Here is a 16,465-nt window from a genome sequence, read left to right on the forward strand (position 1 = left end):
GGGCGGCATTCCCACGCGGAGCGTGGGAACGATCAGGTCGCGGCTCGTTGTTGGTAGGCCTCGGCCATGGCGCGAATTCGCGGGTCATCCGCCTGCGCCAGCGCCTTGTGAGCCGTTCGCAGGAATTTGAGATTCCCGCCCTCCAGCGCCTTGTGCAACCACTCCAGCGCCGCGTCGATCTGGCCACTGTCGGCCAGCACCGCCGCATGGCTGAACTGCCCCCGAAAATCCCCTGCCTCGGCTGAACGGCGATACCACTCGACAGCCGCCTCAAGGTCCTTGGGGCAATGCTGCCCGTCTTCCAGGTAACGCCCGAGCAGGTTCATGGACTTGGCGTGGCCCTGCTCGGCGGCCTGGCGATACAGCGCCAGTGCTTGCGCCTGGTCTTCAATAACGCCACGGCCGGTAGCCAAGAGGTTGGCGTAGTTGTACTGCCCCCAATCCAACCCGGCGTGTGCCGCCAGGCGATATTCCTGCGCGGCTGCGGCTTCATCGACGGCACAGCCCCAACCATGCTCCAGGCAGCGCCCGGTCATATTGCGCGCCATCAGGTGCCCGCCCTGCGCGGCAATCTGGAACCAGCGCAGCGCCAGCGCTTCATCGCGTGCGATGCCGCGCCCTTCCAGCAGGATTTGCCCGAGCAGGGCCTGGGCATCGACCACGCCTGCCTTGGCCGCGATCAGGATGGCCTGGGCGGCGCGCACCGGGGAATCATCGAGCATGCTTTGTAATTGCTCGACGTTGAGCACTTCTTCGCGGCGCAATAAAAAGCCCATGCTCAGACCTCGACCCAGCGGCGCAGCAAGTTGTGGTAGGTGCCGGTGAGCTGGATCAACGCGGGGTGGTCGGGCACGTCGCGGGTCAGTTGCTGGATCGCGCCGTCCATCTCGAACAGCAAGGTGCGCTGGCTGTCTTCGCGCACCAGGCTTTGGGTCCAGAAGAACGAGGCATAGCGCGCGCCACGGGTCACCGCGTTGACCTTGTGCAGGCTGGAGCCGGGGTACAGCACCATGTCGCCGGCAGGCAGCTTGACTCGCTGCAGGCCGAATGTGTCCTGGATCTCCAGTTCCCCACCGTCGTAGTCGTCGGGGTCGCTGAAGAACAGCGTGGACGAAAGGTCGGTGCGCACGCGCTCATGGCTGCCTTTGGGTTGGCGCACCGCATTGTCGATATGAAAGTCGAAACTGCCGCCTGCGGTGTAGCAGTTGAGCAGTGGCGGGAAGACTTTATGCGGCAGCGCGGCCGACATGAACAGCGGGTTGCTCCACAACCGTTCCAGCATCGCCGCGCCGATTTCCTTGGCCAGGGGGTGGCCTTCGGGTAATTGCAGGTTGTGCTTGGCCTTGGCCGACTGGTGCCCGGCAGTGATTTTGCCGTCAGCCCATTCGGTCTCTTCCAGGGCCTGGCGAATGCGCAGCACCTCCTCGCGAGAGAACAGGCCGGGAATGTGCAGCAACATGGGGCAATACCTGCGATCAGAGAGGCGTCAATGGTATTGATTCTTATCCGCCCTGTAAAACACAGGGACGAACGAGAAGGCAAATTCCGTAACAAAAAAGTGTAAAGAATGTAAATTTGATGCGAATAGCAATATCTCGCAATTGATACAAAGTCTTGTTGGCCCTATATTCCGCGGCCTCACATCCTTGGGGAAGGGACACGTCATGTCGCGCACTATTCTAAAAATACCGGTCAGTTCACCACGCATGCTGGCTTCGGCCATCGGCGTTGCCCTGAGCGCCGGCTCCGCCGCCCACCTGGCGCAGGCGGCTGAAAATACCGAGCCAAAAGGCGAGCGCAACCCTATCTCCCTCGGCGCCACCAACATCACAGGGCAAGAGCAGGACAACACCTCCTACCAGGTGGAAAAAGCCTCGTCGCAGAAGTACACCGCGCCGCTGGTGGACACGCCGCGTTCGGTCACTGTGGTGCCGCAACAAGTACTCAAGGACACCGCCGCCACCTCGTTGCAGGATGCCTTGCGCACCGTACCGGGTATCACCTTCGGCGCCGGTGAAGGTGGCAACCCTCAGGGCGACCGTCCGTTCATCCGTGGTTTTGACGCCCAGGGCGATACCTACCTCGATGGCGTACGCGATACCGGCGGCCAGAGCCGCGAGATCTTCGACATCGAGTCCATCGAAGTCAGCAAAGGCCCCAACTCCTCGTTCGGCGGCCGTGGCTCGGCCGGTGGCAGCCTCAACCTGGTGAGCAAGACCCCACAAGCGCGGGACTTCACCAACGGCGGCTTTACCTACGGCTCCGACCAGACCCGCCGCTACGTGCTCGACGTGAACCGCCAGTTCCTCGACGACAGCGCGGCCTTCCGCCTGAACCTGATGAGCCATGAACAAAACGTGGCTGGCCGCGATGCGGTGAACTACGACCGTTGGGGCGTGGCACCGTCGCTGACGTTTGGCCTGGGCACGCCGACCCGCGTCAACCTCAGCTACTACCATATGGAAAGTGATGACCTGCCGGATTCGGGGATTCCGTATGGCTATAGCAGCGCAGCCTCAAATGCGGTGCACGTTCACGACAAGCCGACCGATGGCGGCGACAGCAGTAACTTCTATGGTTTGAAAAGCCGTGACTTCCGCAAGACCCGCGCCGACATCAGCACGTTCTCCATCGAGCACGACCTGAACGACAACATGACCCTGAAAAACACCCTGCGTCATGGCAGCACCGGTCAGGATTATGTATTGACGCAACCTGATGACAGCCAGCACAACGTCAATCAGTTTGGGACCGTATGGCGTCGTGCCAACAGCCGTGTTTCCACCACCACAACGACCACTAACCAGACCGATCTGTTCGGTAATTTCCAACTGGCAGGTATGAAGCATTCCTATTCCACCGGTCTGGAATTCACGGGCGAAGAAACCCGCGTAAGTGGCTACACCGTTACTCCAAACAGTAACCCAAAACCCAACGGCTGCACGCCTAGCGTAGTCGGCAGCAGCGGCGGCAACTGTACTTCGCTCGGCAACCCGAACCCCGACGATGCCTGGAACGGCAGCATCGCCCGCAACTACAACGGCACCAACACCAAAGCCACCAGCCGTGCCGTGTATGTGTTCGATACCATCGAACTCGATCCAAAATGGCTGCTGAACGTGGGCTTGCGCTACGACACCTTTGACACCGTAGCCAACACCAACGCAGTGCCGAGCGCGACGGTAAAAGCCCGCAGCAAGATCAAAGACGACAGCCAGTTCTTCAACTGGCAGGCCGGCCTGGTCTGGAAACCTTTGGAGAACGGTAGTATCTATGCGTCCTATGCCACTTCAGCCACACCTCCTGGAGGTTTGGTAGGCGAAGGCGCCGATCCCAATCAGCTATCCGCCGGTGCCGCCACCAGCGACTTGCAGCCAGAAGAAACCGTCAACTACGAGCTGGGCACCAAGTGGGACCTGTTCCACGATCGCCTGTCCCTGACTGCTGCCGTGTTCCGTACCGAGAAGAAGAACACGCGCATTCTGGTGGATGCACTCACCTACGAAAACGCGGGTGAATCACAGGTCGATGGCGTGGAATTGTCGGCCAGCGGCAAGCTCACCGATCAATGGCAAGTGTTCGCCGGGTACACCTACCTGGACAGCGAGTTGGTCAAATCCGGCCTCAACGGGCGTAACGGCATAGTCAGTGCCGGCTCCAACAAAGGCAACCAAATGCCCAACACGCCGAAGAACTCCTTCAGCCTGTGGACCACCTACGACATCACGCCCAAGCTGACCGTCGGCGGCGGCGCCTTCTACGTCGATGAGGTTTACGGCGATGCCGGCAACACCGTGTATGTGCCGTCCTACACCCGCTACGACGCCATGGCCAGCTACAAGCTGACCAAAAACGTCGACCTGCAATTGAACGTGCAGAACCTGACCGACAAGACCTACTACGACAAAGCCTACTCGGCGCACTTCGCCAACCAGGCGGCCGGTCGTACGGCGTTATTGACCACCAGTTTCCACTTCTAAAAGCGGTAAAGTTCCAGCCAGAAGCCCCACACATCGAATGCGTGGGGCTTTTGCGTGTTTTTCGGCAACTCACGGCATAATGCGCGCCGTGATCAGATATCCAGCTAAGCGAGGCGCTCCGACGTGTTGAAGAAAACCCTGTTCCAGTTGCATTGGTTCTTCGGCATCACGGCCGGGCTGGTGCTGGCCTTGATGGGGGTCACCGGGGCCGCGTACTCGTTCCAGGACGAGATCCTGCGGGCGCTCAACCCCACCGTGTTGAGCGTGCAAAAACGCGAGACCGGTGTACTGCCGCCCGCCGAGCTGGTACGCAAGCTGGAAGCGGCCGAAGGCAATACCGTGGCCATGCTGTGGGTAGAAAGCGACAGCGGCAACGCTGGCCGCGTGTCCTTCACCCCACCACCGGGCGAGCGCCGTGGCCAGATGCGCTACTTTGACCCGTACACCGGCGACTACATGGGCGACGCGGTCGGCCAGGACCTGTTCGGCTTTATCCTGCAACTGCACCGCTTCCTCGCCATCGGTGACACCGGGCGCAATATCACCGGCGCCTGCACCCTGATCCTGTTGTTCTTCTGCCTCTCCGGCCTGTACCTGCGCTGGCCGCGCCAGGTGAAAAGCTGGCGCGTCTGGCTGACCCTGGACTGGCGCAAAAAGGGCCGCAGCTTCAATTGGGACCTGCACTCGGTATTCGGCACCTGGTGCCTGCTGTTTTATCTGTTGGCGGCGCTGACCGGGCTGTATTGGTCCTACGACTGGTACAACCGTGGCGTGACCAAACTGCTGTCCGACGCGCCGCAGAACGAGCGCATGCGCAAGCGCGGCCCAGCCCCCGCTGGCCCCGCTCCGGTGGCCAACTACGACGCGATCTGGAGCAGCATCTACAGCAACGCCGGCCCCGACTTGAGCGCCTACAACATTCGGATGCCGCCGGTGGCGGGGCAACCGGCTACTGTGTATTACCTGCTCAACTCATCGCCCCATGACCGCGCGCTGAACCAGATCAACCTGGACCCGGCCACCGGCGAGGTCAAATCCCACGAGCGCTACGCCAGCAAAAGCCTCAAGGCGCAGTTGCTGACCAGTGTGTATGCGCTGCACACCGGCAGCTATTTCGGCCTGGTCGGGCGGATTGTCCTCACCGTCAGTTCGTTGCTCATGCCGCTGTTTTTCATCACGGGCTGGCTGCTGTACCTCGACCGACGCCGCAAAAAGCGCCAGGTCCGCGATGCCCGCAAAGGTCTGACAGACAACCACAGCGATGCGCCGGCCTGGCTGATCGGCTTCGCCAGCCAGAGCGGCTTTGCCGAACAACTGGCCTGGCAAACGGCCGGGCAATTGCAGGCTGCGGGCCTGGCGGTAAAGGTGCAGCCGCTGGGCAGTGTCAGCCCTGACGACCTCAGCCACTCGCAGAACGCGCTGTTTGTGGTCAGTACCTTTGGCGACGGCGAAGCCCCCGACAGCGCCCGTGGTTTCGAGCGCAGCGTGCTCGGCCAGGCGCTGCCCCTCAAAGGCTTGAACTACTCGGTGCTGGCCCTGGGTGACCGGCAGTACGAGCATTTTTGCGGCTTTGCGCGGCGCCTGCATTTCTGGCTGACCAACCAGGGCGGCACCCCGCTGTTTGCCCCGGTTGAAGTCGACAGTGGCGACACCCTGGCGTTGCAGACCTGGCAACAGCAACTGGGCCAGCTCACCGGGCATGCACCGACAGCGGCCTGGCCGACGGCTCAGTACGAAAACTGGACCCTGAGCCAACGCACCCTGCTCAACCCCGACAGTGTCGGCTCGCCCGTCTACCTGCTGGGCCTCACATCCACGTCTGCGCACAGCTGGCTGGCCGGCGACCTGGTGGAAGTTCTGCCGCGCAATTGCCCGTGGGCTATCGAACACTTCCTGGCCGGCCTGGGCTTGGTCGGCAGCGACGGCGTGGTAATCGACGGCGTCGCCCATACCCTCGACCAGGCCCTGGCCACGCGCCAACTGCCGGACAACCGCACGCACCTGGTCGGCCTGCACGCCCAGGCACTGGTGGACGCGTTGGTACCGCTGGGCATGCGCGAATACTCCATCGCCTCGATTGCCAGCGACGGCGTGCTGGAGCTGATCGTGCGCCAGGAGCGCCACCCCGACGGCAGCCTGGGGCTTGGCTCCGGCTGGCTGACTGAACACGCCGCCCTCGGCTCGGCCATTAGCCTGCGCCTGCGGCGCAACAGCGGCTTCCATTTGCCCGACGCGCCTGTGCCGCTGATTCTGCTGGGCAACGGCACCGGCCTGGCGGGCCTGCGCAGCTTGCTCAAGGCGCGTATTGCCGACGGCCAGCAGCGCAACTGGCTGCTGTTTGGCGAGCGCAATATCACCCACGACTACCTGTGCCAGGACGAACTGCAAGGCTGGCTCGCCAATGGAGACCTGGCCCTGCTGGACTTGGCGTTTTCCCGGGACCAGGAGGAGAAAATCTACGTACAGGACCGCCTGCGCGAGTCAGCGGATGTGCTGCGTAAATGGCTGGCGGATGGCGCGGCGATTTATGTATGTGGCAGCTTGCAGGGGATGGCGACGGGTGTGGATCAGGCGCTGGCAGACATTCTGGGCAATGAGGCGCTGGAGCGCCTGATCGAACAGGGCCGCTATCGTCGGGATGTCTACTGACCCCGCTAATGCCTGCCTTCTGTAGGAGCGAGCTTGCTCGCGAAGAACGTCAACGATAACGCGGGCTTCCTGAATAACGCGGCGTCTGTGAGTTTTTCGCGAGCAAGCTCGCTCCTACAGTTTTGATTGCATTCCAATCAGATGGGTTGCAGTTTTTGCTCGAACACGGAAACCCCATCCAAGTCCCGCAGCATCACCGTCAACTCCGCCGTCTGCCCATCAATCTGCACCTCACCAAAAAACTGGAAACCCGCAAACGGCGAGGTGTTCTGTGCCGGTGGCGCCTTCTGGAACACCACGTGCGGGCCAAAGGTTTTATCCAGTGGGTTGGGCCCGAAGCTTCCGGCATTCAACGGCCCTGCCACAAACTCCCAGAACGGCTCGAAATCCTGAAACGCCGCGCGGTCTGGGTGGTAGTGATGCGCCGCGCAGTAATGCACATCGGCCGTCAGCCACACGTGGTTGCGCACCTTGTGCTCATGCAGGAACCCCAGCAGATCGGCAATCTCCAGCTCACGCCCTTGCGCCGGGCCAGGGTCGCCATTGGCGATCGCTTCCCAACGCGCCACACCGGGGCTGACTTCACCGTCGGGCACGCCCAGGCCGATGGGCATGTCGGCGGCGACCACCTTCCACTGCGCTTGCGAGGCCTTGAGCCCGCGCTTGAGCCAGTCCAACTGTTCACGCCCCAGGAAGGGTTTTTCAGCGCCTAGGTTGTCGTCATTCGGCCCGCGATAGCTGCGCATATCCAACACAAACACATCCAGCAGCGGCCCATAACTGAGCGTGCGATAGATGCGCCCGCCAGCGTCGGCGCTCTGTCGGCGCATGGGTGAGTATTCCAGCCAGGCCTGGCGGGCACGGCCCACCAGGGTGTTGATGTCGCGGGTCTGGTAACGCTCATCCAACTGCTTGCTCGATGACCAGTTGTTGATCACCTCGTGATCGTCCCACTGCCAGATCTGCGGCACCTCGGCATTGAAGCGGCGCACGTTCTCATCCAGCAGGTTGTAGCGGTAATTGCCGCGATATTCATCGAGGGTTTCGGCAACCTTGCTCTTGGCTTCGGTGGTGATGTTGCGCCAGATGCGCCCGCCTTCGGTGGTGATCTGCGCGGGGACTGGGCCGTCGGCGTAGATGGTGTCGCCGCTGTGGATAAAAAAGTCCGGCAGGCGCAGGCGCATGGCTTCATAGATGCGCATGCCACCGATATCGGGGTTGATGCCGAAGCCTTGGCCGACCGTGTCGCCGCTCCACACAAAACGGATATCGCGCCGCTGTTGCGGCACGCTGCGCAAGTGGCCGAACCAGGGCTCACTGGCAATGCCGCTCTGGGCGTCTTCGAAATGCACGCGGTAGAAAATCGCCTGGTCGACCGGCAGCCCCGTGAGTTCGACACGGGCGGTAAAGTCGGTGCGGCTGTCGGCCAGGGGCGAGACGAATCGGCGCGGGTTGCTGAACACGCTGCGGGTATCCCACTCCACCACCATCTTCGCCGGGCGGTCGCTGCGGCTCCAGATCATCGCGCGGTCGCCCTGCAGGTCGCCCGATTGCACGCCGTCAGTGAGTTGCGGCCGGTCCTTCACCGAAGCGATCACCGCCGGCGCCAGGCCCGGCAACAACAGGCCGGCGCCCACGGCTTGCATCACACGGCGGCGGCCCAGATCGAAGTGGCTCATGCAGGTGCCCTCTTGAGTATCAAAAGGGCCACTTAAGCATGATGGGATGAAGCGCAGATGACAGGCTACAACTGTAGGAGCGAGCTTGCTCGCGAAAAACGTCAACGATCACGCGGGCTTGCTGAATGAACGCGGCGCCTGCGAGTTCTTCGCGAGCAAGCTCGCTCCTACAGGGTATTTGGGCTTGCCCCCACACTTTTACTGGGTCAGGCAGTCACGGCCAGCTCGGCCGCTTCCGGTCGCTTGAGCAGGGCATACACCAGCCCGGTCAATACACTGCCCGCCACAATCGCCAACAAGTACAACAACGCATGGTTCATCGCATTCGGAATCACCAGCACAAACAAGCCACCATGGGGCGCGGCGAGTTTGCAGCCGAAGTACATCGACAGTGCGCCGGTCAACGCGCCACCGGCGATGCTGGCTGGAATCACGCGCAGCGGGTCTTTGGCGGCGAAGGGAATCGCGCCTTCGGAGATAAAGCACAGCCCCAGGATCATCGCCGCCTTACCGGCCTCGCGTTCGGTCTGGGCGAACTTGCGTCGGGCCAGTAACGTAGCGATGCCCATGCCAATCGGCGGCACCATGCCGGCGGCCATGGTCGCGGCCATCGGCGCGCCGCTCGAGGCGGCCAGCAGGCCGACCGAGAACGCATAGGCCGCTTTGTTGATCGGCCCGCCCAAGTCCACGCACATCATGCCGCCGAGCAAAATGCCCAACAGCACCGCGTTGGTGGTGCCCATGGTGCTGAGGAAATCCGTCAGGCCCGTGAGCAAGCGCGCGACCGGTGGCCCCACCAGGTAGATCATCACCAAGCCGGTAAACAGGCTCGCCAATAACGGGATGATCAGGATCGGCTTGAGCGCTTCCAGGCTCTGGGGCAGTTGCACCGCGCGGCTGATCAGCTTGACGCAATACCCGGCGACGAAACCGGCGAGGATGCCGCCAATAAACCCAGCCCCCAGCGTCCCCGCCAGCAGCCCGCCAATCATGCCGGGTGCCAGGCCGGGACGGTCGGCAATCGAGTAGGCGATGTAGCCCGCCAGCAGCGGCACCATCAACAGGAACGCCTGGTCACCCACGGACTTGAGCGCCGCCGCCAAGGTGCCGGGCTGTTCGAAGGCATGAATGCCGAACACAAACGACAAGGCGATCAGCAAGCCCCCCGCCACCACCATCGGCAACATGTACGACACGCCGGTGAGCAGGTGTTTGTAGATCCCGGTTTTCTCGGCCTTGGCCGCTGCACCGCTGGCCGCGCTTTCCACTGCGCCTTCGGCGAGGGCCTTGTTGAGGATGGCTTCGGATTGCTTGAGAGCAATGCCGGTGCCACAGCGGTAAATCTTCTTGCCGGCGAAACGCTCGGTGGCCACTTCGATATCGGCCGCGAGCAATACCACATCGGCATCGGCAATCGCCTGGGGGCTCAACGGCGTGCGGGCGCCGACCGAGCCTTGGGTCTCGACCTGCAAGTCATAACCCAGGCGCTGGGCGGTCTGCTGCAAGGCTTCGGCGGCCATGAACGTGTGGGCCACGCCAGTGGGGCACGCGGTAATCGCAACGATACGCGGCGCAGCCTTGGCCGCCACCGGGGCGGCGTCGGCGACATACACCTGGGCTTCTTCGGCGCCCCGGCGCAATACGCCTTCGACATCCGCCAACGCCTGGGCGGGCGTGCTCTGGAACACACGCTTGCCGACAAACCGCTGCATATCCACCGGGGTACTGCTGACCAGCAGCACCCACTCGGCATCATCAATCGTCGCCTGGGACAACTGGCGCTCCGGGCGCTGCACATCGACGACTTCAACACTGGTGTGCAAGCCCATGCGCTGGGCGGCGGCGTCCAGCAAGCGGGCGCACAGCACACTGGTGACCATGCCGTTCGGGCAGGCGGTAACAATGGCTAACTTCATCACAAACCCTCTTATTGTTCTGTCAGCGTGCGCACATCGACGCCGCTTTCGAGACGCGCCAACTGCGCGTCATCGCTGATGCCAAAACCGATCTGTGTCACTGCCATCGCGGCAATTGCCGTGGCCCGGCGCAGGGTGTGCTCCGGCGTGTCGCCACTGAGCAAACCGTGGAGCATCCCGGCCAGCAGCGAGTCGCCGGCGCCCACGGTACTGGCCACTGCCACTTTGGGCGGCGTGGCGTGCAGCGCCGCACCTGGGCGGTACCAAGTCACGCCTGCGGCCCCGTCGGAGACCACCACATGCTCGACACCTTGCTGATGCAGGCGGCTGATGGCATCGGTGGCGCTACCCAGGGCCTCGGCCAACTCTTCGGTATTGGGTTTGACCAGCCACGGGCCAACCTCCAACCCCAGGCGCAGCGCTTCGCCGCTGGTGTCCAGGGCCACTTTCAACCCGAGGTCTTTCAACGCCTCCAGCAGACCTTTAAACCACTGCGGGCTGACGCCGCGCGGCAGGCTACCGGCCACCACCACCGCATCGAACTCCGGGCCAATGATCGCGACCATCTTGAGCAGCGCTTTTAGCGCCTCTTCAGTCACCAGCGGCCCCGGTGCATTGATGTCGGTGACCCGCCCATCCTGTTCGGCAATCTTGATGTTGCTACGGGTTTCGCCGGGGACACGAATGAAGGCATCGCCAAACCCACGGCGCTTGATCAGCGCATTGAACGCCTGGGGGTTGGCACTGCCAAGGAACCCGCCCACGCTGACGTAATGGCCCAGGTCCGCCAGCACTTGCGCCACATTCACGCCCTTGCCCGCCGCGTGGGTGAGCATCGCCTCACTGCGATTGACCTCACCGGGTTGCAGGTGCGCCAGGCGTACCGTGAGGTCCAACGCCGGGTTCAGCGTCAGAGTCAGAATATTCGCCATCTACACGGCCTCCACTAGGGCACGCACTTCGGCAGGCGAACCCACCGCCAGTGCTTGTTGCGCCAGGCCTTGGGCCTCGCTCAGACTGAACTCACGCACCCGCGCCTTCACCTCGGGAATGCTGCGGGCCGACACGCTCAACTCATCCACACCCAGGCCGACCAGTACCGGCACCGCCAGCGGGTCCGCCGCCAATTCGCCGCACACGCCCACCCATTTGCCATGGGCATGGGCGGCGCGCACGGTGATGTCGATCAGTTGCAAAACTGCCGGGTGCAAGCCATCGGCCTGGGCCGACAGGGTCGGGTGGCCACGGTCGATGGCCAGGGTGTACTGGGTCAGGTCGTTGGTGCCGACGCTGAAGAAGTCGACTTCCTTGGCGAGCACCGGCGCCAGCAACGCGGCTGAAGGCACTTCGATCATGATCCCCAGTTGCAGGTCCGCCACCGGGATCTCCAGGCGCAGGCGCTCGGTCATGTCCCGGGCGGCGCGCCACTCATCCACGCTGCCGACCATGGGGAACATGATGCGCAGCGGGCGGTTATCCGCAGCACGCAGCAGCGCGCGCAGTTGCGCTTCCATGATCTGCGGGCGTTGCAGCGTCAGGCGAATGCCGCGCACACCGAGGAAGGGGTTTTCTTCTTCGGCGATCGGCCAGTAGGGCAAGGGCTTGTCGCCGCCCACATCCAGGGTGCGCACCACCAACGGGCGACCGTTGAGGCCGTCGAGTACGCGACGGTATTCGGCCTCCTGGGTGGCCTCGTCCGGCGCCTGGGGGTGGGCCATGAAAATCAGTTCGGTGCGCAACAGGCCGATACCTTCGGCGCCCTGCTCCACTGCACTGGCCACCCCGGCGCTTTCACCAATGTTGGCGAACACTTCCACAGCGTGGCCGTCACGGGTCAGCGCCGCTTGATGGCGTTGGGCCGAAGCAGCTTGCAAGCGCTGTTCGCGGCTGTCGCGCTCCACGGTAGCGCGTTGCAGGGTGGCGGTGTCGGGGTCGACATGCAGGCGACCGCGCTGGCCATCGAGCAAAAGCGGCGTGCCGGCGTTGAGCAGTAATACCGCAGCGCCAGCACCGACCAAGGCCGGAATGCCCAGGGCGCGAGCGACGATGGCACTGTGAGCGGTGGCGCCACCTCGGGCGGTGAGAATGCCGGCAACGCGGGACGGGTCCAAGCGCGCCACGTCCGAAGGGCCGACTTCTTCCATCACCAGGATGTAGGGTTCGCTCGGTTCCTGCACGCTTTGGACGCCGCATAATTGGGCCAGCACGCGGCGGCCGATGTCACGCAAGTCGGCAGCACGCTCGGCCAACAGGGCATCCTGCAAGGCTTCCTGCTGCTTGGCGGCAGCTTCGATCACGCTCATCCAGGCGGCCTCGGCGCTTTCGCCCTGCTTGAGGCGGGTGTCGACTTCGTCGGTGAGTTCCGGGTCGTCGAGCATTTCCTGGTGGGTGATGAAAATCTCGCGGATGGCCTTGGCCTGGCTACGCTCGATCAAGCCCTGGATATCCGTGCGCACATCGCTCAAGGCCGTGTGCAGGCGCTGGCGTTCGGCGGCGGCAGACTCACCGCGCAACGGGTAATCGAACACCTGCGGCACCTGGATATGGGCCGGGCCGATGGCGATACCCGGCGCGGCGGCAATCGCCTGGAGTTGGCTACCGCTCACTGGCGCGCTAAGCACGGGTTCGATGTCGACCGGTGCTGGCTGTGCGCTCACGGTGGGCAAAGGCTCGACCTCTTCGCCAAGGCCCTCTTGCACGGCGGCCAAGAGGGCGGGCAGTGCATCGCCGGCCACCGTCGGCTCGGCCACAAATTCCAGCATCTGGCCACGACGCGCGCCGAGGCTGAGCAACTTGCTCAGGCTTTTGGCCGACACGGCGCCCACCGCGCCATCGACGATGCGCACGCGGATATCGCCGTCAAAACTTTTCGCCAATTGCGCCAGGATCTTCGCCGGGCGAGCATGCAGCCCGTGGGCGTTGGCCAGGGGAATGCGGGCGCTGGGCCAGTCCGGTGGCAGTTCACCGCCCAGCACTTCCAGCACCGCGCGGCTGCTGGTGGCGCGCCCCAACTCCTGGCCGCGCCCTTCAATCAGCAAGGCACACAGGCGTTCAAGCAGGGTCTGGTGCGCTTCACCGAGGCTCGCCAGGCAAAACAGGCCGTGCAAAGGCTGGCCGAGGTAGCGCATGGGTTTGTCCGGCGTCACAAAGGCCAGGCCCGGACGCTTGACCGTCTGCTCGCTGTGCAACCACCACAGGCCATCGCCCAGGGGCAGCGCGTCGACCTGCTGCAACACGGCGGCAAAGCCATTGCTCACACAGTCGGCCTGGCGCAGCAGGCGTGCACCGCGCCACACCAACTCTTCAAAATCATCGGCCGACACGCCCAGGCTGATCATCTGTGCATCCAGCGCCAGTTCCTGGGGCGCGCCTTGCAACAGTTTCAACAGGGCTTCGGCACTGCCAGCACGGCGCAAGGCCTGGCCCAGGTCGGTTTCACCGAGAGCACGAGTGAGCAGTTGCAGCAGGCGAAGGTGTTCATCGGATTTAGCCGCGATGCCAATCGCCAGGTAGACGATCTGGCCATCGCCCCAGTCCACCCCTTCGGGGAACTGCAGCAGGCGCACACCGGTGGAAAACACCTGGTCGCGGGTTTCTGGCGTGCCATGGGGAATGGCAATGCCTTGGCCGAGAAAGGTCGAGCCTTGGGCTTCACGGGCTTGCAAGCCACTGAGATAACCTTCGGCAACCAGGCCATCGGCCACTAATTTGTCAGCGAGCAGGTGCAAGGCAGCAGATTTATCCACAGCCACCTGGCCCATGGATATCTGGTCTACAGTGAGCTCAAGCATGCCGTTCTCCTAGTTAGTGCGACGGGCGCACTAGGTATTGTTGTAGGTAAATATGTTCAAAATTAACTGACTGAGCGGTCAATTGGCAGTGGTCACTCAGCGGCGAACATCGTAAAAATACGCTTGCTGAAACGTTTAATCTAGAATTCATGGCAGATTACGCGTTAATTGCGCAAGCTTGAAGGGCCACTCGGCGCTTGCTGTGGGACATGGGTCGAATGGTGGAATCGGTTACGATTGGACAAAATGTCGGGGCGAGCTCCAAAAAACAAGGAAATCCCGGTTTGAAACTCAGTGATATCGCACGTCTGGCCGGTGTGTCCGTTACCACCGCCAGCTATGTCATCAATGGCAAGGCCGAACAGCAGCGCATCAGCAACGCAACCGTTGAGCGTGTGCGTGCCGTGGTCCAGGCCCATGGCTTTACCCCCAACCCTCAAGCCGCCGGGCTGCGCAGCCGGCACACGCGCACCTTGGGGTTCATCCTGCCAGACCTGGAAAACCCCAGCTACGCACGCATCGCCAAATTGCTGGAACAAGGTGCGCGGGCGCGAGGCTATCAGTTGCTGATCGCCAGCTCCGATGATGAAGCGGACAGCGAACGCCAACTGCTGCAACTGTTCCGTGCCAGGCGTTGCGATGCGTTGTTCGTCGCCAGTTGCCTGCCGGCCAGCGATGACAGCTATCGCGAGCTGCAGGCCAAGGGGCTGCCGGTGATTGCCATCGACCGGGAGATGGAGCCGAACCAGTTCTGCTCCGTGGTCAGCGACGACCACCAGGCCTGCCAGCAACTCACCAGCAGCCTGCTACAACCGCTGCCCAAGCAGATCGCACTGATTGGCGCGCGGCCCGAACTGAGCATCAGCCAGGCACGTACCGCCGGTTTCCGGGATGCGCTGCAAGGCTTCACGGGCGAAGTGATTATCGAACAGGGCGAAGCCTTCAGCCGTGACTGCGGCCGAGAGCTGATGGAGCAACTGCTGCAACGCCTGGGGCATCTGCCGGACGCGCTGGTAACCACCTCCTACGTACTGCTGCAAGGCGTGTTTGATGCGCTGCATGACTTCCCGCTCAAGTCGCGGCCCCTGCGCCTGGGCACCTTCGGCGATACGCAGTTGCTGGATTTCCTGCCGCTGCCGGTCAACGCCATGGCCCAGCAACATCAGTTGATTGCCGAAACCGCCCTGCGTCTGGCCCTGGCCGCCATTGAAGAGGAACAGTACCAACCCGGCGTGCATGCGATTGGCCGGACCTTCAAGCAGCGTATCCACGAGGCCTGAGCGTGGAGCTGATCGACACCCACACGCACCTGGACTTCGAGGACTTCGACCCCGATCGCTCACATGTCCTCGCCCACAGCCGTGAACTCGGCGTGCGGCGCCTGGTGGTGCTGGGGGTGTACCAGAAAAATTGGCAGCGGCTGTGGGACTTGGTGCAACAGGACGAGGGCCTGTTCGCCGCCTTCGGCTTGCACCCGGTGTATCTCGATGAGCATCGCCCTGCCGACCTGCTGGAGCTGGGCGACTGGTTGACGCGCCTGCATGGCCACCGGCAACTGTGCGCCGTGGGCGAAATTGGCCTGGATTACTTTCTGGAACAGTTGGACCACGAGCGCCAGCAACGGCTGTTTGAAGCCCAACTGAAACTCGCGGTGGATTTCCAGCTGCCGGCCTTGCTCCACGTTCGCCGCAGCCACGCCGCCGTGATTGCCACCCTCAAGCGCATCCGCGTGCCCAGAGGCGGCATCATCCATGCGTTCGCCGGCAGCGCTGAAGAGGCACGCGAGTACATCAAGCTCGGGTTCAAACTGGGCCTGGGTGGCGCTGCCACCTGGCCCCAGGCCCTGCGCATGCACCGGGTACTGGCGCAGTTGCCACTCGACGCCGTGGTGCTGGAAACCGACTCGCCGGATATGGCCCCAGCCATGTACCCCAACCAGCGCAATAGCCCGCAGCACCTGCCGCAGATCTGCACGGCCCTGGCCGAGCGCATGGGTATCAGCCCTTTATTGCTGGCTGAGGCGAGCACACGCAATGCGTGCGAGCTGTTCAACTGGTAGCGGGTTGATGACCTGCAACTTCAAGGTCATTGTCTGTCGATGGCGGGCATAGCGCACCACCAGCAAATGGCTCAGCACGGCGACCAGCGAAATGTTCAGTTGCCCGATCACACTGAGCAGCCCCAACCATTCAGCGACCAAGGCCATCAGCAAGGTTGCGCACGTCAGCATGATCATGCTCGGGCGCACCAGCGCCCAGTGGTCCAGGGCCTTGAACTGGCGCAACTGCTTGACACACTCCAACTGCAAACCGCAGTGGCAATACGTACAGTCAAACGGCACCTCAATGGCAATGGCGTTCAGTTGCCAGGGCTTGAGCTCAAACGTCATGTTGCATTGGGCGCAATGCCCTTTGATACCGATTGCGGCGGCCATCGTTTTGTCCCCTCGT

Annotated in this window: 11 protein-coding genes; 4 read left to right on the forward strand and 7 right to left on the reverse strand. The window is 62.9% G+C overall.

What is annotated here, in order from left to right; genetic code table 11:
* Nucleotides 1-32: 32 nt before the first annotated feature.
* Together CRN80_RS03610 and CRN80_RS03615 are read right to left on the reverse strand one after the other, a co-directional pair.
* Nucleotides 33-776, reverse strand: a complete 744-nt coding sequence (locus CRN80_RS03610) for a tetratricopeptide repeat protein (RefSeq protein ID WP_098949581.1) — start codon at nt 774-776, stop codon at nt 33-35.
* Between the two features lie 2 nt (nt 777-778).
* Nucleotides 779-1,459 (reverse strand): Fe2+-dependent dioxygenase, encoded by a 681-nt coding sequence (locus CRN80_RS03615; protein ID WP_003188464.1) that lies wholly within the window; start codon nt 1,457-1,459, stop codon nt 779-781.
* A 205-nt stretch (nt 1,460-1,664) separates the two neighbouring features.
* Between CRN80_RS03615 and CRN80_RS03620 the strand changes: the two genes are divergently transcribed.
* Together CRN80_RS03620 and CRN80_RS03625 are read left to right on the forward strand one after the other, a co-directional pair.
* Nucleotides 1,665-3,980, forward strand: a complete 2,316-nt coding sequence (locus CRN80_RS03620; RefSeq protein WP_098949582.1) for a TonB-dependent siderophore receptor — start codon at nt 1,665-1,667, stop codon at nt 3,978-3,980.
* Nucleotides 3,981-4,103: 123 nt separating this feature from the next.
* On the forward strand, nt 4,104-6,629 hold the full coding sequence (locus CRN80_RS03625; protein ID WP_098949583.1) for a sulfite reductase flavoprotein subunit alpha: 2,526 nt from the start codon (nt 4,104-4,106) through the stop codon (nt 6,627-6,629).
* Between the two features lie 137 nt (nt 6,630-6,766).
* Here CRN80_RS03625 and CRN80_RS03630 read toward each other — a convergent pair whose 3' ends face one another.
* From CRN80_RS03630 to ptsP, 4 genes are all read right to left on the reverse strand, one after another.
* A complete protein-coding gene (locus tag CRN80_RS03630; RefSeq protein WP_098949584.1) occupies nt 6,767-8,308 on the reverse strand; it encodes an alkaline phosphatase in 1,542 nt (513 codons plus the stop codon).
* Nucleotides 8,309-8,514: 206 nt separating this feature from the next.
* A complete protein-coding gene (locus CRN80_RS03635) occupies nt 8,515-10,224 on the reverse strand; it encodes a PTS fructose-like transporter subunit IIB (RefSeq protein ID WP_032893606.1) in 1,710 nt (569 codons plus the stop codon).
* 11 nt (nt 10,225-10,235) lie between these two features.
* On the reverse strand, nt 10,236-11,156 hold the full coding sequence (pfkB, locus tag CRN80_RS03640; RefSeq protein WP_098949585.1) for a 1-phosphofructokinase: 921 nt from the start codon (nt 11,154-11,156) through the stop codon (nt 10,236-10,238).
* Nucleotides 11,157-14,015, reverse strand: a complete 2,859-nt coding sequence (gene ptsP, locus CRN80_RS03645; RefSeq protein WP_098949586.1) for a phosphoenolpyruvate--protein phosphotransferase — start codon at nt 14,013-14,015, stop codon at nt 11,157-11,159.
* 284 nt (nt 14,016-14,299) lie between these two features.
* Between ptsP and cra the strand changes: the two genes are divergently transcribed.
* Together cra and CRN80_RS03655 are read left to right on the forward strand one after the other, a co-directional pair.
* Nucleotides 14,300-15,295, forward strand: coding sequence for a catabolite repressor/activator (gene cra, locus CRN80_RS03650; RefSeq protein WP_098949587.1), 996 nt, complete (start codon nt 14,300-14,302; stop codon nt 15,293-15,295).
* 2 nt (nt 15,296-15,297) lie between these two features.
* Nucleotides 15,298-16,074 carry a TatD family hydrolase gene (locus tag CRN80_RS03655; protein ID WP_098949588.1) on the forward strand — a complete coding sequence of 259 codons (777 nt, stop codon included), beginning with the start codon at nt 15,298-15,300 and terminating at the stop codon, nt 16,072-16,074.
* Here the strand turns inward: CRN80_RS03655 and CRN80_RS03660 are convergent.
* A complete protein-coding gene (locus tag CRN80_RS03660) occupies nt 16,021-16,449 on the reverse strand; it encodes a hypothetical protein (protein WP_098949589.1) in 429 nt (142 codons plus the stop codon). The genes CRN80_RS03655 and CRN80_RS03660 overlap by 54 nt on opposite strands.
* Between the last annotated feature and the right edge of the window lie 16 nt (nt 16,450-16,465).

Source organism: Pseudomonas sp. FDAARGOS_380 (assembly GCF_002591235.1).
Classification (GTDB): Bacteria; Pseudomonadota; Gammaproteobacteria; order Pseudomonadales; family Pseudomonadaceae; genus Aquipseudomonas; species Aquipseudomonas salmasensis.